Source organism: Rhodopseudomonas palustris (assembly GCF_003031265.1).
Taxonomy (GTDB): domain Bacteria; phylum Pseudomonadota; class Alphaproteobacteria; order Rhizobiales; family Xanthobacteraceae; genus Rhodopseudomonas; species Rhodopseudomonas palustris_H.
The window spans coordinates 2,697,025-2,721,472 of sequence record NZ_CP019966.1 but is presented as its reverse complement, the minus strand read 5'-3'; the positions used below and the strand labels follow the sequence as shown (position 1 = coordinate 2,721,472).

Here is a 24,448-nt window from a genome sequence, read left to right as displayed (position 1 = left end):
GAAAGACATTCCTGGGCGTCTTCGCGCGCGATCTGCGCGATGCGTGAAATAACCGTGATCAGAGACCGATACAGATGACCGCTTTTAAGTCTGATTTTATGAATGTTCTCCAAAGCCGGGGATTCATTCATCAGATTTCCGACCCCGACTCGCTGGACGCGCTCGCGGCGAAGGGCGAAGTGGTCGCGTATGTCGGTTACGACTGCACCGCGGCGTCGCTGCATGTCGGCCATCTGCTCTCGATCATGATGCTGCACTGGCTGCAGGCGACCGGCAACAAGCCGATCGCACTGATGGGCGGCGGCACCACGCGCGTCGGCGATCCGTCCGGCCGCGACGAGACCCGCAAGATCCTCACCTATGAGCAGATCGACGCCAACAAGGAGTCGATCAAGGGCACGTTCTCGAAGTTCATCAAGTTCGGCGACGGCCACAGCGACGCGGTGATGGCCGACAACGCCGAGTGGCTGACCAAGCTGAACTACATCGAGATGCTGCGCGACGTCGGCCGCCACTTCTCGATCAACCGCATGCTGACGATGGACTCGGTGAAGCTGCGGCTCGAGCGTGAGCAGGAACTGTCATTCATCGAATTCAACTACATGATCCTGCAGTCCTACGACTTCGTCGAGCTGGCGCGCCGCTACAAATGCAATCTGCAGATGGGCGGCTCGGATCAGTGGGGCAACATCGTCAACGGCGTCGACCTCGGCCGCCGCATGGGCACGCATCAGCTCCATGCGCTGACCTGCCCGCTGCTCACCACCGCCTCGGGCGCCAAGATGGGCAAGAGCGCCGCCGGTGCGGTTTGGCTCAACGGCGACATGCTGGCGCCGTATGATTACTGGCAGTACTGGCGCAACACCGAGGACGCCGACGTCGGCCGCTTCCTAAAGCTGTTCACGCTGCTGCCGATGGACGAAATCGAGCGGCTGTCGAAGCTGCAGGGTGCCGAGATCAACGACGCTAAGAAGATCCTGGCCACCGAGGCGACCGCGCTGATGCACGGCCGCGAGGCGGCCGACAAGGCCGAAGCCACCGCGCGCACCACCTTCGAACAGGGCGGCACCGCCCAGGACCTGCCGAGCGTTGAGATCAGCCGCGGCGAGCTCGATGCCGGGATCGGCGTGCTGGTGGCGTTCGCGGAGAAGACCGGGCTGGTCGCCTCCAACGGCGAAGCCCGCCGCCAGATCAAGGCCGGCGGCCTCAAGGTCAACGATGCGCCGGTGACCGACGAAAAGATGACGCTGACCGCGACCGACCTGTCGTCGGACGGCGTGATTAAGCTGTCGATGGGGAAGAAGAAGCACGTGCTGCTTCGGCTTGCATAGCCCCATTCGCGGGCAGGCCCTGCTCCTTTCCGGCAAAACCGCGTTCGATGTGAAAAACGCGGACTCGTTCGGGAAGGATCGTCCTTGGATCACCGTGCCTCGCGCACCGGCCTGTTCATTCTCGGCCTGTGCTTCGTGCTGTCGCTGCTCGGCCGCGGGCTCGGCGAGAGCTTCACCGTGTTCCTGCTGCCGATCTCGGCCTCGTTCGGCTGGGACCGCGCCGAGGTGGTGTCGATCTATTCGCTGACGGCGCTGTGCACCGGCCTCGCCTCACCTCTGGTCGGCCGGCTGTTCGATCGGTCCGGCCCGCGCGCGGTCTACACTCTCGGCATGGCCCTGCTCGGCGGCGCGCTGCTGATCGCCGCCTACGCCGAGCGGCTCTGGCAGCTGCAGATCACCGTCGGGCTGTGCGTCGGCCTCGGCATCGCCTTCACCGGCAACGTTCCGAATTCAATCCTGCTCGGCCGCTGGTTCGGCGCACGGCTGCCGACCGCGATGGCGGTGGTGTATTCGGCGATCGGGGCCGGCGTGCTGGTGATGCTGCCGATCGCTCAGGTACTGATTGAACGATACGGCTGGCGCGAGGCGTATCTGGTCCTCGGCGGCGCGATGCTGATCCTGCTGCTGCCGCTGTCGCTGCTGCCATGGCGGCGGTTCGCCGCCGGGGCGGACGCCCACGCGCAGCGGCCCGCGCAGGATGCCGATGATGACGGCTGGACGCTGGGAAGCGCGATGCGCCACCACGCGTTCTGGGCGCTGTTCGCGACTTTCTTCTTCACCGCAATCGGGATGTATTCGATCTCGGCGCAGGTGGTCGCCTATCTGGTCGACGCCGGCTTCACCCCGCTGCAGGCGGCGACCGCCTGGGGCTTCTCTGGCGTCGTGCTGGTGGTCGGCATGCTCGGCGTGAGTTGGCTCGACGGCGTGATCGGACGGCGTCCGTCGATCCTGTTTTCCTATGCGATCTCGATCACCGGCCTCGGGCTGCTCTGGCTGCTGCAGTGGTATCCGAACCTGTTGCTGCTCGGCGGCTTCGTGATCTGCTTCGGCTCGATGATCGGTTCGCGCGGCCCGCTGATCACCGCCACCGCGATGAGCATCTTCCGCGGCAAGCGCGTCGGCACGATCTACGGCACGATATCGATCGGTAGCGGCCTCGGCTCGGCGTTCGGTTCATGGTGCGGCGGCCTGCTGCACGACCTCACCCAGAGCTACAATCCGGTGCTCGGCTTCGCGCTGGTGAGCGTGGTGCTCGGCATGATCCCGTTCCTGATAGTCCCGGCGCTGCGGGAGCGACAATAAGCGCACGCTGTTGCGTTTCAGTCGCAGCTATCAGTCATGACTTCGCAATCCCTGCGTGGCATAGACCGGGCCATTAGCGGCCCCTCGCCTCTGCGATCAGCAAAATGTGTTCGGCCAAATTGCGCTCGATCACACGCTGCCGCCGCCCTGCCGGGCATCATCGTCCGATGGGCTGCTCGCGCGGCGGGCTTTGACATGCCGCGATTTCGCTTCGGAGACATCATGACCACCACGACTCTTGATACCGCCGACAAACGGCCCGCCCAATACGGCGCGCTCGCTGTCCTCATTCACTGGCTGATTTTCTTTGCCGTGATCGCGCTGTTCGCCTCGATGCAATACGCACACGGGCTGGAGAAGACCGACCCGCTGCGCGGCACGCTGTACAGCTGGCACAAGGCGATCGGCACCCTCGTGCTCGGCCTCGGCGTGGTTCGCATCCTGTGGATCAAGATCCACGGCGCGCCCGATCTGGTACCCTCGCCGCGCATCACCGAGGTGATCGCCCGGATCAGCCACGGCCTGCTCTACCTGCTGCTGCTCGCGGTCCCGATCACCGGCCTCGGCATGACGCTGTTCTCCGGCCGCGGCGTCGACCTGCTCGGCATTCCGCCGCTCGCCAAGAACGACGCAATCGCCGGCGCGCTGCATGCGGCGCACGAACCGCTGTTCCTTTTGACCGCGATCGTCGTGCTGATCCACGTGATCGGCGCGCTGTGGCACCAGTACTTCCGTCACGACGCAACGCTCGGCCGCATGGTGCCGTGGCTGCGCGGCAAGTAACGCCACACCTCGTCATTGGCGAATCCGACGACGTAATCCAGCTCCGTGCACCGAGCTGGATTACTTGTCGGAATTGTCATCGGGCCGGCCAGAGGCCAGACCCGTTGACACTCAATGACGGAGATAGGTCGTTATCTGATTTAGTTTGGCGGCGCCGGGAAATCGGCGCCGTTGTTTTGTCGGCCGGTGTTGAATTCGAAGATCTTGCGCAGCACGCCCGGTGCCATCGCCGAGATCGGGTTGACCCGCAGCACCGGTTTGCCCGGCGTGCCGACCACCTCATAGGTGACGCCGATCAGCCCCTCGTTGCTGCCGCCGCCCAGGAACAGGCCGACGATCGGGATCTGCCCGAACATGTTGTTCAGCCCGTACATCGGCACGAAGGTGCCGCTCATCCGCACCTGGTTGGCGCTGTAATCGATCGAGCCTTCGATCGTGGCGCCGATCGTCGGCCCCTTCACCACGCCGTCGCGAATAGTCAGCGTGCCGTTCTGCCGGCTGAACTCGGCGCGCAGGCGCGAGAACGCCAGTCCCTGCGGCGGTCCGCCCGGCGCGCCGGCGGCGACGCGGTCGAGCGCAGCTTCGCCCTTCACGGTGAAGTCGCGGACGTTGATCAGGCCCTCCTTCTCGCGCGGCTCGCCGCCAGGCGGCTCGACCGCCAGCGAGAGCTGGCCGCCATACATCTTCGAGTAGCTGTCGGTGAAGCGGAAGAACGCGCCGGCGTCGTTGGTCTCGAGATAGATCACTTCGCGGCCCTGATTGCGGCCACGCAGATCGGCGGTGATCGGGGTGTCGCGGCCGAGCTTGCCGTTCATCGAGAAGCTGCGGATCGCGCCATTGCGGCGCGTGGTCTTGACGTCGAGGCTGCGCAGCGCCTCGCCGGAGAAGCCGGCGACCGCACCGAACTTCAGGTCGAGATCGAAATCGATGCTCTTGCCCTTGGCGTCGCTGGAGCTGCCCGACAGCGCCGAGCGGATGAAGCCGCGGCCGTCGAACACGTCACCGCGCATCACCGCCTTGAGGACGCCGTCGGGACCGCGATCGGCCTTCAGCATCGCCTTGTCGCCTTCGGACGGCGAGTACACCGGGAAGTTGATGTTGATCAGATCGCCTTCGGGGTCGACTTCGAGAGAGCCCTTGATCAGCGTGCCGCCGCCTTCGATGGTGACATCATCGAGCCGGGTCGATTGCGGCTTGCGCGTGACGTTGAAGGTCGCCTTGCCGGGCTTGCCCGGCTGCTTGCTCCAGCCCGGCAGCAGATTGTCGACCTTCACCGGGGTCAGATCGGCTTCGATGCCGAACTTGGAATCCTGTTCGTTGTCACCCATCTTGCCGGTCAACTTGACGCCAAGCGGACCGCTGAGACCGCTGCCGAGATCGACACCGAGCCGGGCGCGGCTGGCATCGTCGAGCGTCGCCTGCAGCTTGACGTCGGCGTCGCCATCGACCGGCTTGCGATAGTCCAGCGACGCCGCCTGACCATTGATTTTGACGTCGCCCTTGACCTGGTAGCCCTGGTTGTTGGCGATCACCTTCAGCGCATTGGCCTCGAGCTTCTGGCCCATCGCCACCTTGTCGGCGGAGAAGCCGCTGAGGTCAGCGTTGATCGAGTAGCTGGTGTCCTGCTTGGTCAGCTCGCGCTGGATCGGCATGCCGAGCGCGACCTGCGCCGAGACGTTGCCCTTGCTGGTGTTGGGATCGATCGGCAGCGCCGCCGCGTCACTGAGCCGGCCGGAAGCCAGCACTTCGGCGACTGCGGGCACCGGGCCCTCGAGCTTGAACTTGATCCGCGCCGGCGCCGGCTTCGGCGCCAGATCCGGCACCTCGAACAGAATGTCCGACAGTGCCACCTTGCGGCCGCCGTCGGTGTCGGCATTGGCCTGATTGATCGCGACCGTTGCGGTGCGGCCGGTGACCCGCACCCGCATATCGGCATCCTTCACGACCGGCATGCCGTCGACCGGATGGATCGCCGCGCCATTGCCGAGGATGTTGACCAGCAGCCCTTCGTCCGGGATCGGCGGACCGCGGCGCGACAAGTTCTTCATTGGCGAATTGATCGCGATGTCGATGGTCTGGATCGAGCCGGCGAGGATCCTGTCGTTCACCCACTCCCGCAGCTCCGGCACGATCAGCACCGGCCACATCCGCTTCAGCGCCGACACCGACATCGGGGTGCCGGCAAGGCCCAGCGTCAACCGCGGCTCGCCGGAGTAATCGATGCTGCCGGAGCCGGCGACGCCGATCTCGCCATTGCTGACGTCGGCCTGGGTCAGCAGCACGCGGCGATTGGCGCTATCGAAACGGACCCGAACCGCAATCCGGTTGAAGATCAGCGGGCTCTCGTTCTGCGCGCCCGGCAGAACGATGGTGCCGCCGGACAGTCCGAGCCGCCAGTCGTTGACGCTGCCGTTCGGCGGCTCGAGGGAGGCCAGCAGCGTCACCCGGTTGGGGCCGGCCAGCACCTTGAACGGCGCGATCAGCACGCGGCGATTGGCGTCCCATTCGAACGAGGTTTCGATCTGGTCGATCGCCATTGGATAGTCGGGCGTGTCGGAATCGATCACGGTGCCGGCGCCGGCGGTCAGCTTGCCGCGGAAATAGGTCGGGACGCCGTCGCGGCCGACTTCGCCCTTGAGGTCGCCAGTGAGCGGGAAGTCGGCACTGTAGGTCAGGTTCTTCAGCCGCAGCGCCAGCAGCAAGGTCCGGGTCGGCACCTGGTTGGCGTGGAGTTCGACCGAGCGGACTCCGTCATGCGCCGGGCCGACCTGGACGCGGAGCGACCAGGCCTTGAGCCCGCCCTCCTCGCCGACGCTGAGCGCGACGCCGCCGGTGCTCGGGCGGCGCAGGCTGAGCGAGATGTTCTCGAAGGTCCAACGGTTGCCGCGCTGCTGGTCGTCGACGACGAGGTTGCCGTTCTTCAGGCCGATCTCGTTGAGGTTCTGACCGTCGAGCCCGCTCAGGCTGAGGCTGTCCAGCCATTCGAGCCCGGCCAGCACGCCCTTCATGGTGTCCGACGTATCGGTCGCCGTCGGTGGCGGCGGCGTGTTGGTCGAGGCCGCCGGCGGCGTGGCACCCGGCGCCGCCGCCCCTGCATCCGGAGTGGTCGGCTGGGTCGGGAGCTTGAATTCAGCCGGACGGCCGCTCGGCGCGACGCCAGTGGCCAGCGGCCGATCCGTCGAGCCGGCTGAAACCGTCACCTGCCCGTCGGGATCGATCCGGATCGCCAGTTCGGCGCCGACCAGCCGCAGGCTCTCGGCGCGCAGCCTGCCGGTCATCAGCGCCCAGCCGGATAGCCGCACCTCGGCTTTGGGTGCCGAGGCGACCACGACGTGATCGCGGTCGCGCACCACGATGTCGCGAATCCGCACCGCGATCCGAATCCGGCCAGCCCGCTCGATCTGAGTGCCGCCGATCTCAACGGTGTTGCCCTGACCGATGTTCTCTTCGATCGCGTCTGCCAGCCACGGCGTCACCATGTCGAGATTGATCGGGCCGACGCCGAGCCGCAGCCACAGTCCGGCGAAGCTCGCGATCAGCACGGCGCCGACCACCGCAAGCGTCAGCAGCGTCCGCTTCAGCCACGGCGTGCCGGACGCGCGGCGGCTCGGCCAGTCGTCGATACGATCGAGACCGAGGTTGCGGCGCTTCAGCAATTTGCGGGCGCGGTGCCGCGCATCTTCCTCGTGCTCATGATCCCAATGGCCGTCGTGCCAATGGGGATCGTTGGAGTCTTGGCCAGCGTGCGGGTCGGACTGGTCCGGCGTCGGATGTTTGGCCATTGCCTCTCGTTGCACGCGCGCGTCGGGAGCCGGTTCTTCGCGGGAGGGGTGTGCGCCGTCGCGCAGGATGCGCTCCTGTGGCGGCATTGCTGCCAATCCTCGCTTGAAACCTCAACTCGCCACCGGCCCAACGGGCCCATTGAACAAACGGGGATGGTCGGTACGCCGAATCCCTGCAACCATACCCCGAGGTCGACGGATTTGCCCAGCAGCGGCAAACTCGCATCGTTTCCAGGCGATAATCGATGTTTGACCCTTCGAAAGCGACGAAAGGAAGGCGCATGCCCAAGCCGACGCCCAAGAAACCATCCAAGGCGGCCACCAAGCCCGCCACCAAGAAAACCTCCAAGGTGACGACGAAGGCGGCAGCCAAACCGTCCGCCGCGAAGACCACGGCCGTGACGAAGAAGGCTGCTGCCAAGTTGCCCGCTGCCAAGCCCACTACTGCCAAGACGGCGGCGCCGAAGGCTAACGCGAAGTCCGCGGCCAAATCCGCCGCAACCAAGCCAGCCGGCCTCGCCGAGGGCAGCGTCGCGCCGGACTTCAGGCTGCCGCGCGATGGCGGCGGCGAGATCTCCCGCGCCGACTTTGCCGGCCAGAAGCTGGTTCTGTTCTTCTATCCGAAGGCCAACACCCCTGGCTGCACCCGCGAGGCGATCGACTTCACCCGCCTAGCCGCCGATTTCAAAGCCTGCGGCACGGCCGTGCTCGGCGTCTCGGCCGACTCGGTGAAGGCGCAGGACTCGTTCCGCGACAAACATCAGCTGGCGACGCCGCTGCTGTCCGATCCCACGCATGCGATGCTCGAAGCTTACGGCACCTGGGGCGAGAAATCGTTGTACGGCCGGAAGTTCGAAGGGATTATTCGCAGCACGGTTTTGATCGATGCTGAGGGCCGCGTCGCGCGGGTGTGGCGCAACGTGAAGGTCGACGGCCACGCCGATCAGGTGCTCGCTGCAGCGCAATCTCTATAGTTTTCATTTTCTGAAAATTAACCATGCAGGGGTCAAATCGCACCGCGCCTTGAGCGGAACCGTGACGAGTTTCCGTTCGGCGCGGGAGTTCCGATGTCGTACCGTTCCGGCCACCCATCCGCAGCGATTCACCCCCACGCCCATCAACAAGCCCCCCGACCGGCGGCGCCGCGCCAGGCGCGTCCGCCTCAGCGGCCGGCGCCGGCTGGTAACAGCTACACGATTGCGCATGCCGGCCGTCAGGTGCGGATCGGGCCGGTGCTGTTCTGGATCGCGGTCGGCAGCGTCGTGCTGCTCGGCTGCTGGAGCGCGGCGACCGCGACCTACTTCACATTCCGCGACGACGTGCTGACGCGGCTGATCGCCCGCCAGGCCGAGATGCAATACGCCTATGAGGATCGGATCGCCGAGCTGCGCGCCAAGGTCGATCGCACCACCAGCCGGCAGCTGCTTGACCAGGAGCAGTTCGATCAGAAGCTCGAACAGATCATGCGGCGGCAGTCGCTGCTGGAGTCTCGCGCCGGCGCGCTCAGCGCCCTGCCCGACGTCGGCGTCACCGGCAGCATCAAGCCGACCCGCACGCCGTCGTTCGAAGCCGAGACGAACAGCCGGCCGAAGCCGTCGCCGATCAACGACACGGTGATCTTCGTCGCGCCGCCCGACCGCGAGGCGCGGCTGGAGTCGCGCACCTCGCCGTCCGCGCTCGAACAAGCGCCGACGCAGTACGCCAAGAGCCAGGGCGTCGAGAGCGTTTTGATGCGGTTGCAGACCTCGCTCGACCAGGTCGAGCGCCGCCAGGTTGCCTCGCTCGGCGCGGTCGAAGAGAGCTTCGAGTCGCGTGCGCGCCGGATGCGGGGCGTGCTGACTGATCTCGGCCTCGACGCCCGAGGCATCGAAGCCTCCGCGCCGCGCGCTGCCGTCGGCGGTCCGTTCGTGCCGGTGAAGCAGCCGGGCGCCAACGCCAGCGCGTTCGACCGTCAGCTGTACAGGATCTACATCAGCCGCTCGCAGTTCGAACGCCTCAACCGCGCCCTCGCGCTGGTGCCGTATCGCAAGCCGGTGCTCGGCGAAGTCGAGTTCTCCTCGGGCTTCGGCGTCCGCTCCGATCCGTTCCTCGGCCGTCCGGCGATGCACACCGGGCTCGACTTCCGCGCCTCCAGCGGCGATCCGGTCCGCGCCACCGCGGTCGGCAAGGTGGTGAATGCCGGCTGGCAGGGCGGCTACGGCCAGATGGTCGAGATCGATCACGGCAACGGCCTGTCGACCCGCTACGGCCACCTGTCGAAGATCATCGCCAAGGTCGGCCAGAGCGTGCAGATCGGCCAGGTGATCGGCGAAGTCGGCTCCACCGGCCGCTCGACCGGCCCGCATCTGCACTACGAAACCCGCATCGACGGCGAAGCGGTAGATCCGCAGAAATTCCTGCGCGCCGGTGTGCGGCTGGCGGGCGCGGGTTAGTTAGTCACACTGCTATTGGCAGGCGCACCTCGGACCTGGGCAAGATCGAATTCAGCGCGGACGAACGCCTAGCTAATGTCTCGCGATACTCTTGTGCCTCGATGTCTTTGAAGAACATCGCGTTGGGGGCGACTGAGCGAACCGCATCTTCGACCTGATCAAGCGTGGCGCGGAAGAACTCTTTCCTGTCATTTTCGGTGTTAACGCGGACGATCTCGAAATGGTCGTGCAAGGTCCTTTCGAGCGTTGGCGCATCGTCGCTATAGATGATTGCGTGGGTATCGAACGGAAATGGGACGCTCGCATCCCCAAGCTCTCGAATTCTATCATTTGGGTCCAACCGACGCGTCAAACCAATCTTGACCACATCTGGACCGAATGAGCCGTAGTTCGAAATAACATACACGTATCCGGAACGGGTCATCTCAGCCATGGCTTGGGCCCTACTGACCTTCGCCTGAGCACTGCTGAGATCATTCTCCAGAAGTCTGATTTGTTCCTTCAGCGCATCAAGGCGAGGTCCAATGGCGCGGGCCGCGTCCTCCCTCGCTTTGTCGAGAAGCCGCTGATAGTTGGCCTGATCGTCTTCGGCACGCTCGAGGTCTCGCTGCAGTTTTTGCTCTTCACGCGCTGCTCTCGCCAGTTCTGCACGTTCGTCGCGCTCCTTCTTTAGCTTTTCGCGATACTCGTGCGTAAGGTACAACTCTTTCAGCTTGAGATTGAGAAACTCGCGAGCGATCAAAACCGAGACATATGAGTTTAGCTCATCAATCTTGAGCTGCGCATTCAGTATTCGCTTTTCCATCGTGTCGACGTTGTTCCAACGAACGTTGGCGATGGCCGCATCGCATTCATTATTGAAAGCACGCAGGGTCAGTTTAATGGTCCGATCGATCATGAGCTGACCGCTCACCTCGCTACCTTCGAGCAACCATCCTGTTGTGCAAATGACTGCGGATTTCTCCCTGACCATAGTCTTCTGGTGCGCTCGGTTTTCGCGGATCGCATGCTTGAACTGCTCGCTGTCCGAGAAATCGAAATGCGGCTCATAGACGGCAACATCGGCCAGATCGCTCTTCTCGTTCAGGCTATCAAGCTCAGCAGCGAGGCGATCGAGACGCGCTTTCTTATCGCGATATGAGAGCTTCAGGTCCTCGATCGTACAGACGCGAGTACGTACCTCTTCGTCCAGGCGAGCCAACTCCGTTTGAATATCCGTTATCGGGCGCGACCGCTCCTCGAGTTCGGACAACTGCTCGGAAAGGCTTTGCAGTTCGTCACAGTGGCGGCGGCGCTCTCGAACGAATTTGATGATTAGCCAGCCCAAAATGAAGGGAAGCAAGAACAGAACAGTCACGACAACGAAAACAACAATTGCCAAGGTCGCCCCCGCTAAGATCTCAAACTAGCCGACGTTGCTAAGGCGGGTCGAACAATAAGCGCGAGCGCAGAGATCCCTCAACCTGCGCGAGCAACGCAGACAATAAAGGCTTAACGATCCGTTTTCCGAAATTGGCGAATTTTAAAGGCGAGGCCCATCAGACAGGAACTCGATCAGCCTGCCCTCGTCCTCGTCGGGCGCAGCGGCAACGGCTTTTTCGTAAGCGTCGACGGCCGCGCGGCTGAGCGGAAGGTGTGGCACGAGCGTCTCGGCGAGCTGCACCGCATACACCGCATCTTTGTGCCGCAGCGCGGCCGTGAAGGTGGCGTTGCTGAAGTCGCGGGCGATCATGCGGGGCGCGTGACGCAGCACCTGCGGACTTGCCACCACGCTGCCGAGGAGCGCCTCGCGCACCAGCGCCATGTCGAGACCGGCCTGTTCGGCGATGGCGATGCCTTCGGCGATCCCGGCGATTTGGATCGCGCCCATCAGATTGTTGATCAGCTTGTAGACCGTGCCGGCGCCGACCGCGCCGAAATGGCGGATCGTCTGGCTCAGTGGCGTGAGAAACGGCCGGGCCTGATCGAGGTCGGCCGGCTCCGCACCAATCAGCAATGTCAGCTCGCCGCGTGCTGCGGCATCGGGAAGTCCGGTCACCGGACAATCGATATAGACCAGCCCTCGCGCGCGGACCGCTGCGGCCATATCGAGGGCATGCTGGTGCGACACCGTCGAACATTCGATCGCCAGCGCGCCGGTCGGGGCGGTCGTTGCCGCGCCCTCGGGGCCGAGCCAAACCGTCTGCGAGGCGGCATCGTCGGCGACCATTGTCAGGATGGCGCGCGCATCACGCGCGGCTTCGGCCGGGCTATCGGCCCATCGCGCGCCGCGGCGGATCAGGTCGTCCGCCTTGGCCTTGCTACGATTCCACACCGCGACATCGAAGCCGGCGTCGAGCAACCGGCCGGCCATGCCGTGGCCCATCCTGCCGAGGCCGATGAAGCCAACCCTCGCGCGGGCGCCCTCGCCCACGCTTAGTCGACGTCCTCGATCGCGCCCGGTCCGCCGCCGAAGGCGCGCTGGGCCAGGGTCGCGGCCATGAACTCGTCGAGATCGCCGTCGAGCACCCCGGCGGTGTCGGACGTCTGCACGCCGGTGCGCAGGTCCTTCACCATCTGATACGGCTGCAGCACGTAAGAGCGGATCTGGTGCCCCCAGCCGATATCGGTCTTGGCGGCCTGATCGGCGGCGGCCTGCTCTTCGCGCTTCTTCAGCTCGATCTCGTACAGCCGCGCGCGCAGCATGTCCCACGCCTGGGCGCGGTTCTTATGCTGCGACCGGCCGGCCTGACAGACCACCGCGACGCCGGTCGGGATATGCGTCAGGCGCACCGCGGATTCGGTCTTGTTGACGTGCTGACCGCCGGCGCCGCCCGACCGCATGGTGTCGGTGCGGACGTCGCTTTCCTTGATGTCGATCTTGATGCTGTCGTCGATCACCGGGAAGATCTGCACGCTCGAGAACGAGGTGTGCCGGCGGGCGTTGGAGTCGAACGGCGAGATCCGCACCAGGCGATGCACGCCGGCCTCGGTCTTCAGCCAGCCATAGGCATTGTGGCCGGAGATCTGAATCGTCGCCGACTTGATCCCCGCCTCTTCGCCCTCGGACTCTTCGAGATACTCGATCTTGAAGCCGTGCTTCTCCGCCCAGCGGACATACATCCGCAGCAGCATCGAGGCCCAGTCCTGGCTCTCGGTGCCGCCGGCGCCGGCGTGGACTTCGAGATAGGTGTCGAAGCGGTCGGCTTCGCCGGACAGCAGCGCTTCCAGCTCGCGGCGCGCCACTTCCTTCTTCAGCGCTTTCAGCGCGTCCTCGGCTTCCTTGACGATACCTTCGTCGCCCTCGGCCTCGCCGAGTTCGATCATCTCGATATTGTCGGTCAGCTCACGCTCGACCTTGCCGATGCCGGTGAGCGAATCCTCAAGCGAGGTGCGCTCCTGCATCAGCTTCTGGGCCTTCTGCGGATCGTTCCAGAGGTCGGGATCCTCGGCGAGCTTGTTCAGCTCCGCGAGGCGGACGGTCGACTGATCGACGTCAAAGATGCCTCCTCAGCAGCCCGACTGACTGCTTGATCTCTTCGACGAGGCGTTCGATTTCTGCGCGCATGGAAACTCTGATGGCGGAGATGCGGCCCTCGTGGCCGCATCGATGATGAAGGCGATTTAGCGGTCGCGGCGGCAAAGCGCAATCGCCGCGATCAACCGCGCGGCGATTGGCCGTGGGGGCTAGTACAGCCCGCCGGTGCCCGGCCGCATGAAGCCGCGATCGTCCGGCGGCGCCATCTGCTGTTGCTGCTGCTGGCGCGCGTCGGCGTCGGCGACGCCGATCACGGCGTAATTGTCCGGCGGCGCGGTGCCCGGCTTGAACGCCTCGAGGATGGTGCGGCCGTCGCCCGGGCCGGCACGCATGCCGCTCTTGGCGTCGACGCGGACCAGCTTGATGCCGGCCGGCACGCGGAACGGTACCGCCGGCTTCTCGGCGAGCGCGAGCTTGAAGAAGTCCTTGGCGATCGGCGCTGCGAGATGGCCGCCGGTCGCGCCGCGGCCGAGATTGCGCGGCTTGTCGTAGCCGATATAGACGCCGCACACGAGGTCCGGCGAGAAGCCGATGAACCAGGCGTCCTTCTCGTCGTTGGTGGTGCCGGTCTTGCCGGCGATCGGCTTGCCGACTTCGCGAAGCACGGTCGCGGTACCGGCCTGAACCACGCCTTCCATCATCGAGGTGATCTGATAGGCGGTCATCGGATCGAGCACCTGCTCGCGGCGGTCGACGAGCTGCGGCTCCGGCTGGTTCTTCCAGCCGTTGGGCGCTTCGCAGCCGCGGCATTCGCGCTGATCGTGCTTGAAGATGGTGTGGCCGTAGCGGTCCTGGATGCGGTCGATCAGCGTCGCCTTCACCCGCCGCCCGCCATTGGCGAACATCGAATAGGCGGTGACCATCCGCATCACCGTGGTTTCACCGGCGCCGAGCGCATACGACAGATAGTTCGGCAGGTCGTCATAGACGCCGAACCGCTTGGCGTATTCGCCGATCAGCGGCATGCCGATGTCCTGCGCCAGCCGCACCGTCACGGTGTTGAGCGAGCGCTGCAGCGCGTTGCGCAGCGTGGTCGGGCCGTAATACTTGCCGGTCGAGTAGTTCTCAGGACGCCACACGCCGACGCCCTGCCCCTGGTCGATTTCGATCGGAGCGTCGATCACCACCGTCGACGGGGTGTAGCCATTGTCCATCGCGGCCGAGTACACCAGCGGCTTGAACGACGAACCCGGCTGCCGATACGCCTGGGTGGCGCGGTTGAATTGGCTCTGGTCGAACGAGAAGCCGCCGACCATCGCCAGCACGCGGCCCGTGGACGGGTCCATCGCCACCATCGCGCCGGAGACTTCCGGCAGCTGACGCAACCGGTACTGGCCCTCGATCGCCTTGCCGTCCTTGTCGAGCAGCGGGTCGACATAAATCACTTCGCCCGGCGACAGCACTTCCGACACCGTGCGCGGAGTCTTGCCGCGCGACGGGCCGGCGGCCGGCTTGGCCCACTTGACGCCTTCGAGGGTCACGAGACCGGTCTCGCGCTGCTTGGAGATCGCGCCGCCGAGTTCGCGGCCGGGCTGGAAGCCGATCCGCGCCGACTGGTCGGAGGTCTCCAGCACAACCGCCATCCGCCACGGCGTGATGTCGGCCAGCGCTTTCACGTCGGCAAGCTTGACGCCCCAGTCGCCGGCGGTCTCGAGCTTGGTGACCGGCCCGCGCCAACCGCGCGCTTCGTCGAACCGGACGAGGCCCGCGACCATGGTCTTGCGCGCTTCGATCTGCAGCTTCGGATCGAGCGTGGTGCGCACCGACAGGCCGCCCTCGTACAGCTTCTTCTCGCCGTAGCGCTCGAAGATGTCGCGGCGGACTTCTTCGGCGAAGTATTCGCCCGCGAAGGTGTGCGCGGCGTTGCCACGGTTGGTGACGGTCAGCGGCGACTTGCGTGCCTTGTCGGCATCGGCCTGGCTGATCCAGCCGTTCTCGACCAGGCGGTCGATCACGTAATTGCGGCGTTCGACGGCGCGGTCGTGGTTGCGGATCGGGTGCAGCGCGGCCGGCGCCTTCGGCAGCGCCGCCAGATACGACGCTTCCGCGACCGTCAGTTCGTTGACCGATTTGTCGAAGTAGACCAGCGACGCCGCGGCGATGCCGTAGGCGCCGAGGCCGAGATAGATTTCGTTCAGATACAGCTCGAGGATCTTGTCCTTGGAATAAGCGCGCTCGATCCGCATCGCCAGCAAGGCTTCCTTGATCTTACGGGTGAACGACACCTCGTTGGTCAGAAGGAAGTTCTTGGCGACCTGCTGGGTGATGGTGGAGGCACCCTGCGGCCGGCGGTTGGTGCCGATATTCTGCGCGTAGAGCAGCGCAGCGCGCGCCATGCCCTGATAGTCGATGCCGCCGTGCTCGTAGAAATTCTTGTCTTCGGCGGCGAGGAACGCGTTGATGACCAGCTTCGGCACCGCCTGGATCGGCAGGTACAGCCGGCGCTCCTTGGCGTATTCGGCGAGCAGCGATCCGTCGGACGCGTGGATTCGCGTCATCACCGGCGGTTCGTAGTCCTGCAGCTGCGAGTAGTCCGGCAGGTCCTTGGAGAAGTGCCAGATCAGCCCGGCGACGGCTGCAACGCCGACTAGGAACACGATCGTTCCGGCCGCGAACAGGAAGCCGAAGAAACGCAGCAGAAAGCGCATCAAAAAGTTCCGTTTCCATCCAGGGCCGCGCCTCGCGGCGGATGTCCCTTGACCGAGAATGCCACCGTTCGCAACCCGGGCGGTTTGCGCCACCGGGCGAGGCCCGAACTGCAATCGCCTCGCGAACCGGGCAGCCTGTCTTATCGAACTTCTTATAGAGCTTACGCTGTGGCCAAACTAGGGCCCGGCCAAGCCTGTCCCCGCACCGCTGATGGCGCCCTCAGCCCGGCGGGCCGGCGGTCACCAGGCGCTTGCTCAGGAACGAATCGATCGCCTGGGCGACCGCGCCAACGGTCTTGCTGCGCCACTGTTCGGACAGCAGGTACTGCAGATCGGCCTTGTTGGAGACGTAGCCGAGCTCGATCAGCACCGAAGGTACATCGGGGGCTTTCAGCACCCGGAAGCCGGCCGACTTCATCGGCCGCTTATGCATCCGCGTGGTCGCCTTCATGTCCTTCATCAGCTGCTGGGCGAATCGGTTGGAAAACGCCTTGGTCTCGCGCTGAGCCAGGTCGATCAGGATATCTGCGACCTCGGTCGGCTCTTCGGTGAGATTGACGCCGCCGATCGCGTCCGCCTTGTTTTCAGCGTCGGCCAGCCGCTGCGCTTCGGCGTCGGACGCCTTATCGGACAGCGTGTAAATGGTGGCGCCCTGGGCGTCGCCCTCCTTACGCGGCAGCGCGTCGGCGTGGATCGAGACGAACAGCGCAGCGGACTGCTCGCGGGCGATCTTCACCCGGTCGCCGAGCGGGATGAAGGTGTCGTCGGCGCGGGTCAGCACCACGCGGAATTTGCCCTGCTGCGCCAGCCGGTCACGCAGCGCCACGGCGAAATCGAGCACGATGGTCTTCTCGGCGACGCCATCGGCAGATTGGGTGCCATTGTCGATACCGCCGTGGCCGGGATCGATGACCACCACCGGGCGCGGATCGTCGGTCTCGACCTTCGGCAGCGGCACACTCCGCGACACCGTCGCGGTGGTCTCGGTACCGGGCACCGTCGGGCGCAATTCAGCGACATTCTCGGCGGTCTGCAGCGCCTGCATGAAGGCGGCACGGTCGATCGACTCCAGATCGATCACCATCCGGCCGGGCTGACCGTTGGCGGGATCGAGGATCTCGGCCTTAGCAATCTTGGCCGGCCCGGTGAGATCGAGCACGATTCGCGAGCCGCCCGGCATGACCAGGCCGTAGCGAAACGCCTTGATCAGACCGCGCCCGCTCTCGCCGGTGCCCTTCGGCAGCCGGAAATTGACCTGCGGCAGGTCGATGACGACGCGATACGGGTCGGCCAGCGCGAATGCGCGAAGCGGCACCTTCCCGTCCAGATCGACAATCAGGCGGGTCTGGTGGTCATCACCGGCGATGCGGGCGTCAGATGCGATCGGAAAAGAGGTCGGAACGGGAGCGGCGGCAGGCGCAGCGGTCTCGGCGGAAGCGGCCGTCAGCATACAGGGCGTCAGCCACGACAATGCTGCAGCGCACGCACCGATTGCACAGTACAAAACAAAATGATTTGCGCGGCGTGCCAAACGAATCCCAACCCTCCCGGAAGTCGTTCTACCGCAATAGAACTGCACGGTTAATCGGACCTTAAGTGGCTCGGGATGAAACCTGCGGAGTGTTGCCGGGCCGTGACGCTCACCTTGCAACCGCCACCCAATCCACGTATGTATTTACTGCTGACGGTCTATACTACCGGTTGTGTCGCGTTCAGCCACTCGGTGCAGCGCTAAGTCCCCGATCCCAAACCCGGCGGATTTTGCGTTTTGCCGGCCCCTCCGAGCCAGCGCAGCGCGCGGCAGGTCAAGGAGTGCCGGCCCAGCCCGAACGGCGTCCGTCCCCGGGCCTTCTCTTGTACCAGGGACGGTTCAACACTTCATGACCGGCCACATTCGGCACACCTGCCGGATGCCCTACTCCGGCTTAGCGCCTCGGCGCGGAGCCGGCCCATCAGCGAAACGACACGGCGGCCGATCGAGCCGCCACCTGTTCAGACGGGCCGACGCTTAATGCGCCAGACTGCGATGCCGAAACCGACCCACGCAAAGGCCGCGCCGCCGCGAAGCTCTCGCTTCGCTTTGCGCGTCGCCTCGGGTCTCCGACCGGCACGGCACACCGCGATGCGTTTCGGCCTTCCCCTCACCCCCGAATCAGGTGGACCGTCGCGTCTGCCGGCCGCGCTGCTTGCGCGAGCCGTTTCGCGCGCGCTTCGCCGACATGAGTTGAAAAATGGCCAACAAGATGCTGATCGACGCCACCCACCCGGAAGAGACCCGGGTGGTCGTGGTCCGTGGCAACCGCGTCGAAGAGTTTGATTTCGAAACCGCCCAGCGCAAACAACTCCGCGGCAACATCTATCTCGCAAAAGTCACCCGGGTCGAACCCTCGCTGCAAGCCGCCTTCATCGAATATGGCGGCAATCGCCACGGCTTCCTCGCCTTCAGCGAAATTCATCCCGACTATTATCAAATCCCGGTCGCCGACCGGCAGGCCCTGATCGAAGCCGACGAACGCGCCCACCGCGAAGCCGAAGAAGAAAGCGAGCAGCGCTCCAGCCGCCGCCGGTCGCGGCATCGCAGCCATCGCCGCCGCAACAACGGCGAGCGGGTGCAGAGCGAGATCGTAGAAGCCGTTGCCGACGTTGCGGCCGAGCAGCCGCACGAGGCTGCCGACCATCACGAGGCGCACGAGGTCGAGGCGCACGCCGAGGGCGAGCGCCTGATGCACGAGCTGCCGGAGGGTGAGACCGCCGAGCAGCACGACGCCGCGCACGCCTCCGACGATCACGAGCACCGCCACGTCGAAGCCGCGCCGTCCGAAGCACCCGCTCCGTCCGAGCCTGAGGTGAGCGCTGCAGCCGAGCCCGTCGCGAACGAGCAGCCGGCGGTTGCCGAAGCTCCCGCGCCGGTCGAAGCCCCGCAGGCCGCGGTGTCGCACGACGAGACCGACGCGCACGACGACGACCACGCTGAGGAAGGCGCCGGCTACGCCGAGGACGCGCCGTTCCCGATCGACGATCACCACGAGGCGGACGACGTCCACGGGGCGCACGACGATCACGCTGAAGCCGAGCACGAGGTCGAGACCGACTCCGAGGCGGAAGCCGAGGACGACGAGGAAGAGGACGACGAAGAGGAAGCCGAAGAGGACGTCGTCGAGTCCGTCGGCGGTGACGACGTGCTCGAGGAAGTGCCGGAACGCGCCTTCCGTCCGCGTCGGCAGTACAAGATCCAGGAAGTCATCAAGCGCCGCCAGGTGATGCTGGTGCAGGTCGTCAAGGAAGAGCGTGGCAACAAGGGTGCGGCGCTCACCACCTACCTGTCGCTCGCCGGCCGCTACGCTGTTTTGATGCCGAACACCGCCCGCGGCGGCGGCATCAGCCGCAAGATCACCTCGGCCCAGGATCGTTCGCGGCTGAAGGAAGTGGTGCAGGACCTCGACGTGCCGGAAGGCATGGGCGTGATCCTGCGCACCGCCGGCGCCTCACGGACCAAGCCCGAGATCAAGCGCGACTTCGAATACCTGATCCGGATGTGGGAGACGGTGCGCGACGTCACGCTGAACTCGCAGGCGCCGAAGCTGGTCTATGAAGAAGGCTCGCTGATCAAGCGCTCGCTGCGCGATCTCTACAACAAGGAGATCGATGAAGTGCTGGTGGCCGGCGAAGCCGGCTATCGCGAAGCCCGCGACTTCATGCACATGCTGATGCCCTCGCAGGTCCGCGCGGTGAAGCTGTATCGCGACGGCCAGCCGCTGTTCTCGCGGATGGGCGTCGAGAGCCAGCTCGACGCGATGTTCTCGCCGACCGTGCAGCTTCGCTCCGGCGGCTACATCGTCATCAACCAGACCGAAGCGCTGGTCTCGATCGACGTCAACTCGGGTCGCTCGACCCGCGAGCACCACATCGAGGATACCGCGCTCAAGACCAACATGGAGGCCGCCGAAGAAGTCGCCCGGCAGCTCCGGCTGCGCGACCTCGCCGGCCTGATCGTCATCGACTTCATCGACATGGACGAGAAGCGCAACAACCGCGCAGTCGAGCGCAAGCTCAGCGACTGCCTGCGGCAGGATCGCGCCCGCATCCAGGTCGGCCGCATCTCGCATTTCGGCCTGCTCGAAATGTCGCGCCAGCGCATCCGCGCCAGCGTGCTGGAAAGCTCGACCGAGCCCTGCCCGCATTGCGGCGGCTCGGGCCACGTCCGCTCGGTGTCCTCGGTGGCGCTGCAATTGCTGCGCGGCCTCGAAGAGGTGCTGATGAAGGGCGCCACGCACAATCTGATCGTGCGCACCCGCACCGACGTGGCGCTGTACGTGCTCAACCACAAGCGCGGCCATCTGCGCGACCTCGAGACCGGCTTCCGGGTGTCGCTGTCGGTACTGGCGGACCCGACCGTCAGCGGCCAGCAGTCGTTCGTGATCGACCGCGGCGAACAGGTCCACACGCTGGAGACCGCCAAGGCGCTGCTCGCGGCGCAGATCGCCGCCTCCCCGGCGCCGCTCGACGAGCCCGAGGATGACGACGGCTACGATTTCGAAGCCGAGATCGAGACCGACGAGACCGTCGGCCTCGCCGAGGATCAGGGCAGCGAAGCCGGCGAGAGCGAAGGCGAAGGCCGCAAGCGTCGTCGGCGCCGCCGTCGTCGGCGGTCGGGCGAGCCGCGTGACGCCGCCGAGGCCGGTGCAGTGGGCGAAGACGGCGAGCAGCCGTTCGTGACCGAAGGCGTCGAACAGGTCGGCGAAGCTGACGAAGGCGACGAGGCCGGTGAAGATGACAGCGAGGCCGAAGTCCGCGCCGACCAGGGCGAGAACGGCGAACGCCGTCCGCGCCGCCGCGGTCGCCGTGGTGGCCGCCGCCGTCGTGGCACTGCGGATGGCACCGAGACCGAGGCCGGCGTGGTCGGCTCGATCAGCGACGAACTGAACGCAACCGACGAAGCAGAATCCGCCGATGCGGTCGCCGACTTCGACGGCGGCAGCCCGTCGGTGCAGCCGAGCTTCGAACCGGCAGCCGAGACCGAACAGCCGCATCACGCCGCGCCGCAGGACACTGTGCCGTCCGAACCGCAGCACACGGCAGCCGCAGCCGCCGCACTCGACAGCGGCGACGCATCCGCCGAAGACGACAGCGCCGCGAAGAAGGCTGCGCGTCGCCGCTCCACGGTTCGCGAAAAGGTGAGCTTCGGCGCGCAGGCCGCCTCCGACGCAACGACGGAAGCTGCAGCCGACGTGCAGCCCGAGCCGACCGCTGAGGCCGAGCAGCCCGTAGCAGCCGCGCCTGCGGCAGAAGCCCCGGCCGCCGAGGCAGCAACGCAAGCAGCCGAGCAGCCCGCGCAGGAGCCCTCCTCCACCGCCCCGCGCCGGGTCGGCTGGTGGTCCCGCCGGTTCGGCGGCGGCAATTAAGCCGCCATCAAGACAACAGCTTCCAAAATGCCCGCGCACGCCGCGGGCATTTTCATTTCAGCCGCCAGCGGTCGGTTTGCGACCATCGCCACATTTCAAATCATGGATATTGCCCATGGATACTCGGCCTGAGAGCACCCCAAACAGTCGCCGCTCGTCATCGAGATTCGAAGTCGGCGAGCGGCTACGCCAGACCGCCTTTCTGGACCAAACGCTACCGACCCGTACTCGCTATCAGAACTCACCCTATCGGGTGGACCCGAGCGAGAAGGCGCAGCTCCTGGCGCCGATGATCAGGAGCACTGCCGAGCAGTACTTCTCGAAGTACAGAATTAGCTGGCACCGCCATGCCAACCACGCGCTGTCGTCTCAGCAATGCTGCCTCAACTTTCTGATGCCGTTGGCTGAACAGCCCGGCCGCCTCTCGCAATTGATCGGCCGCGCTCTCGACATCGCCCCGCCCGATATGATGCCGGTCGAAGATGGCCCTGACGGACGGCCATGGTACGTCGGCTTCGAATGGAACGGTGGCGGGCACGACTACCTGAACGAGAGTAAGAAGGGAAAGCCGCTTCAGCGCGGCGCCAACTCGACCTGCGCCGATGCCGTCGTCAGATTCTGCACGGATCAAGGCCCGGAATTTCTGCTGATCGAATGGAAATACACAGAAAAGTACGGAGCCCCGATCCCAAAGAAAGGCAACTGCGAACGATGCAGTCGCTATACCGCAATCGCATTCGATCCGAACGGACCGTTGAAACGGAATCCAATGCTCAATCTGACGGACTTCTTCTACGAGCCCTTCTATCAACTGCTCCGTCAACAGATGCTGGCGCACCGCATGCAGCTGGCGCAGCACGGTGGCGTGCGCCGTGTTCGGGTTCTGCACATCTCACCGGCCGGCAATCGCGCCCTGCACCGCGTCACCTCGCCCCCTCTGCGTGAGCTCGCATTGGGCACCGATGCGTTCGATGTATTCCGCTCACTCCTCGTGCGCCCGAACGATTTCGTCAATCGTACCATCGAGGATCTGTTTCTGCCGACTCTCCGCGAGGCAGGGGCAGACGATCCATGGGCCTCTTATTTGACCGAGCGCTATTGCTTCATGTCCGATGGCGCTTCCGTCGTCTCGTAGGACTCTGCGGACCGCTCACACCTGCGAAACAGAGCCCCCAAAACGCCGATGCCCGCGGCGAGCGCGGGCATCTCGTGATCAGAGCGAATGTTGCAGCGACGGCGTCAGCCGGTGGTGACGGCCGTCTCGACGTCGGACGGATCGATGGTGCGGTTGAGATTGGCGTGCAGGCGGTCGTGGTCGAGTTCGCCTTCCCACCACGACACGAACACCGCAGCAACACCGTTGCCGGTGATGTTGGTCAGCGCGCGGACTTCGCTCATGAACTTGTCGATCGAGAACACGATCGCCATCCCCGGCAGCAGCGCCGGATTGACCGCGGCGAGCGTGCCCGCGAGCGTCACGAAGCCGGCGCCGGTGACGCCGCTGGCGCCCTTCGAAGTCAGCATCGCCACCAACAGGATTGCGACCTGGTGGCTGAAGGTCAGTTCGATGCCGAGCGCCTGGGCGATGAACAGCGTCGCCAGCGTCATGTAGATATTGGTGCCGTCGAGGTTGAACGAGTAGCCGGTCGGAACCACGAGGCCGACCACCGACTTCGAACAGCCGAGCCGCTCCAGCTTTTCCATCAGCTGCGGCAGCGCGCTTTCCGACGACGAGGTGCCGAGCACGATCAAGAGCTCGTCCTTGATGTAGGCGATGAACTTGAAGATGTTGAAGCCGACGAACCGCGCAATCAACCCGAGCACCAGCACCACGAACAGCGCGGCAGTGGCATAGAACAACAGCACCAGCCCGAGCAGGTTGCTGAGCGCGGCCGGGCCGTATTTGCCGATGGTGAAGGCCATCGCGCCGAACGCACCGATCGGCGCCGCCTTCATCACGATGGCGATGACGCCGAACACCGCGTGCGCGGCATCGTCGATCACGTCGCGCAGCCGATGGCCGCGCTCGCCCAGCGCCATCAGCGAGAAGCCGAACAGCACCGCAAACAGCAGCACCTGCAGGATGTCGCCCTGCGCAAAAGCGCCGACCACGCTATCCGGGATGATGTGCAGCACGAAGTCGACCGCCTTCAGATGGCTGGCCTGATCGACGTATTTCGCCACCGCACCGGCGTCCGGTTTGGCGGCGAGACCGTGGCCGACCTGGAAGATGTTGCCGACGATCAGGCCGAGCAGCAGCGCGAAGGACGACACCACTTCGAAATACAAAAGCGCCTTGACGCCGACGCGGCCGACCTTGCGGGCGTCCTGAATATGGGCGATGCCCGACACCACGGTGCAGAAGATGATCGGCGCGATCACCATCTTGATCAGCTTGACGAAGCCGTCGCCGAGCGCCTTGATCCATTCGTTGGTGGCGAGGTGCGGCGACAGCCAGCCGACCAGCACGCCGACCACGATCGCGAACAGCACCTGGACGTAAAGCACCTTGTAGAAGGGCTTCGACTTGCCGCGTTGCGGCAGTGCTGGTGCATCGATATGGGTCGTTGCCGACATGGCGATCACTCCACTCGCTTGATGCCTGTCGAACGAAAAGACGTTGCTGGCCGACCGCAGGCAGTCCCGGTCGACCTAGTCGATTGAAGAACGAACCGTCAGCGTTGGCGGTCGACGATGCGGCGCACCGCGGGCAGCAAGGCCGCGCCGAGCGCGGACTTGACCAGCGAGCCGGCGAGGAACGGAACCACCCCGACCCACCACGCCTTGGTGAGGCCGAGATCGAGCCCGAAGGCGAGCCAGGCGAAGCCGAGCGTCAGAATGGTGAGGTGGCCGGCGAGCATTGCGGCGAACAGCTTGGCCACCGAGCGGTCGAAGCCGCGTTCGGCGCACCAGCCGACCAGGACGGCGGCGACCACGAAGCCGGCCAGATAACCGGCGGTCGGGCCGAGCAGCGGCGCCAGCCCGCCCACCGGCCCGGCGAACACCGGCAGGCCGGCGGCGCCTTCCGCCAGATAGGCGAGCACGGTCGCGGCGCCGAGCCGCGCGCCGTAGGCGGCGCCGATCAGCACCACAACCAGCGTCTGCAGCGTCATCGGAACCAGCGGCAGCGGCAGGTTGACCTTGGCGGACAGCGCCAGCAACACCGAGCCGAACGCGATCAAAACCGCGATCCGCAACCAGGCGGAGAATCCGTCCGTGCGCCGCGGCCACAAATCGGCTGCGAGCGCGGT

15 protein-coding genes are annotated in these 24,448 nt (G+C 65.4%); 7 read left to right on the top strand and 8 right to left on the bottom strand.

Annotated features, from left to right (window positions below; translation table 11 throughout):
• The first annotated feature begins 74 nt into the window (after nt 1–74).
• From tyrS to RPPS3_RS12500, 3 genes are all read left to right on the top strand, one after another.
• Nucleotides 75–1,331, top strand: coding sequence for a tyrosine--tRNA ligase (gene tyrS / locus RPPS3_RS12510; RefSeq protein ID WP_107344393.1), 1,257 nt, complete (start codon nt 75–77; stop codon nt 1,329–1,331).
• A gap of 84 nt (nt 1,332–1,415) precedes the next feature.
• Nucleotides 1,416–2,633, top strand: coding sequence for an MFS transporter (locus RPPS3_RS12505; protein ID WP_107344392.1), 1,218 nt, complete (start codon nt 1,416–1,418; stop codon nt 2,631–2,633).
• Nucleotides 2,634–2,855: 222 nt separating this feature from the next.
• On the top strand, nt 2,856–3,416 hold the full coding sequence (locus RPPS3_RS12500; protein WP_107346581.1) for a cytochrome b: 561 nt from the start codon (nt 2,856–2,858) through the stop codon (nt 3,414–3,416).
• A gap of 140 nt (nt 3,417–3,556) precedes the next feature.
• Here RPPS3_RS12500 and RPPS3_RS12495 read toward each other — a convergent pair whose 3' ends face one another.
• Nucleotides 3,557–7,285, bottom strand: a complete 3,729-nt coding sequence (locus RPPS3_RS12495) for a YhdP family protein (RefSeq protein ID WP_107344391.1) — start codon at nt 7,283–7,285, stop codon at nt 3,557–3,559.
• Nucleotides 7,286–7,479: 194 nt separating this feature from the next.
• Here RPPS3_RS12495 and RPPS3_RS12490 point away from each other — a divergent pair, with 194 nt between their 5' ends.
• Both RPPS3_RS12490 and RPPS3_RS12485 read left to right on the top strand, forming a co-directional pair.
• Nucleotides 7,480–8,172 carry a peroxiredoxin gene (locus RPPS3_RS12490; protein WP_107344390.1) on the top strand — a complete coding sequence of 231 codons (693 nt, stop codon included), beginning with the start codon at nt 7,480–7,482 and terminating at the stop codon, nt 8,170–8,172.
• A 93-nt stretch (nt 8,173–8,265) separates the two neighbouring features.
• Complete coding sequence (locus RPPS3_RS12485) at nt 8,266–9,630, top strand: M23 family metallopeptidase (protein ID WP_107344389.1); 1,365 nt, start codon at nt 8,266–8,268, stop codon at nt 9,628–9,630.
• Nucleotides 9,631–9,634: 4 nt separating this feature from the next.
• On the opposite strand, the gene RPPS3_RS12480 is transcribed toward RPPS3_RS12485, so the two are convergent.
• The 5 genes from RPPS3_RS12480 to RPPS3_RS12460 all read right to left on the bottom strand — a co-directional run bounded on the left by RPPS3_RS12480 (nt 9,635) and on the right by RPPS3_RS12460 (nt 17,326).
• Entirely contained in the window at nt 9,635–11,011 is a 1,377-nt protein-coding gene (locus tag RPPS3_RS12480; RefSeq protein WP_234819943.1) for a DUF4041 domain-containing protein, read from the bottom strand.
• 141 nt (nt 11,012–11,152) lie between these two features.
• Entirely contained in the window at nt 11,153–12,043 is an 891-nt protein-coding gene (locus RPPS3_RS12475; RefSeq protein ID WP_283812299.1) for an NAD(P)-dependent oxidoreductase, read from the bottom strand.
• Between the two features lie 2 nt (nt 12,044–12,045).
• A protein-coding gene (gene prfB, locus RPPS3_RS12470) for a peptide chain release factor 2 (protein ID WP_107344388.1) occupies nt 12,046–13,177 on the bottom strand; the annotation gives its coding sequence in 2 pieces (ribosomal slippage) (nt 12,046–13,107 and nt 13,109–13,177; 1,131 coding nt in all).
• Nucleotides 13,178–13,296: 119 nt separating this feature from the next.
• The gene (locus tag RPPS3_RS12465; protein ID WP_107344387.1) at nt 13,297–15,795 is read right to left on the bottom strand and encodes a penicillin-binding protein 1A; all 2,499 of its coding nucleotides are present in this window, start codon (nt 15,793–15,795) and stop codon (nt 13,297–13,299) included.
• Between the two features lie 220 nt (nt 15,796–16,015).
• Nucleotides 16,016–17,326 carry an N-acetylmuramoyl-L-alanine amidase gene (locus RPPS3_RS12460; RefSeq protein WP_107344386.1) on the bottom strand — a complete coding sequence of 437 codons (1,311 nt, stop codon included), beginning with the start codon at nt 17,324–17,326 and terminating at the stop codon, nt 16,016–16,018.
• Nucleotides 17,327–18,026: 700 nt separating this feature from the next.
• Here RPPS3_RS12460 and RPPS3_RS12455 point away from each other — a divergent pair.
• Nucleotides 18,027–21,197, top strand: coding sequence for a ribonuclease E/G (locus RPPS3_RS12455; protein WP_107344385.1), 3,171 nt, complete (start codon nt 18,027–18,029; stop codon nt 21,195–21,197).
• Nucleotides 21,198–21,312: 115 nt separating this feature from the next.
• Complete coding sequence (locus RPPS3_RS12450) at nt 21,313–22,332, top strand: PGN_0703 family putative restriction endonuclease (RefSeq protein WP_107344384.1); 1,020 nt, start codon at nt 21,313–21,315, stop codon at nt 22,330–22,332.
• A gap of 104 nt (nt 22,333–22,436) precedes the next feature.
• Here RPPS3_RS12450 and RPPS3_RS12445 read toward each other — a convergent pair whose 3' ends face one another.
• On the bottom strand, nt 22,437–23,774 hold the full coding sequence (locus tag RPPS3_RS12445) for a dicarboxylate/amino acid:cation symporter (RefSeq protein ID WP_107346578.1): 1,338 nt from the start codon (nt 23,772–23,774) through the stop codon (nt 22,437–22,439).
• A 98-nt stretch (nt 23,775–23,872) separates the two neighbouring features.
• The gene (locus RPPS3_RS12440) at nt 23,873–24,430 is read right to left on the bottom strand and encodes a biotin transporter BioY (RefSeq protein ID WP_199852226.1); all 558 of its coding nucleotides are present in this window, start codon (nt 24,428–24,430) and stop codon (nt 23,873–23,875) included.
• Between the last annotated feature and the right edge of the window lie 18 nt (nt 24,431–24,448).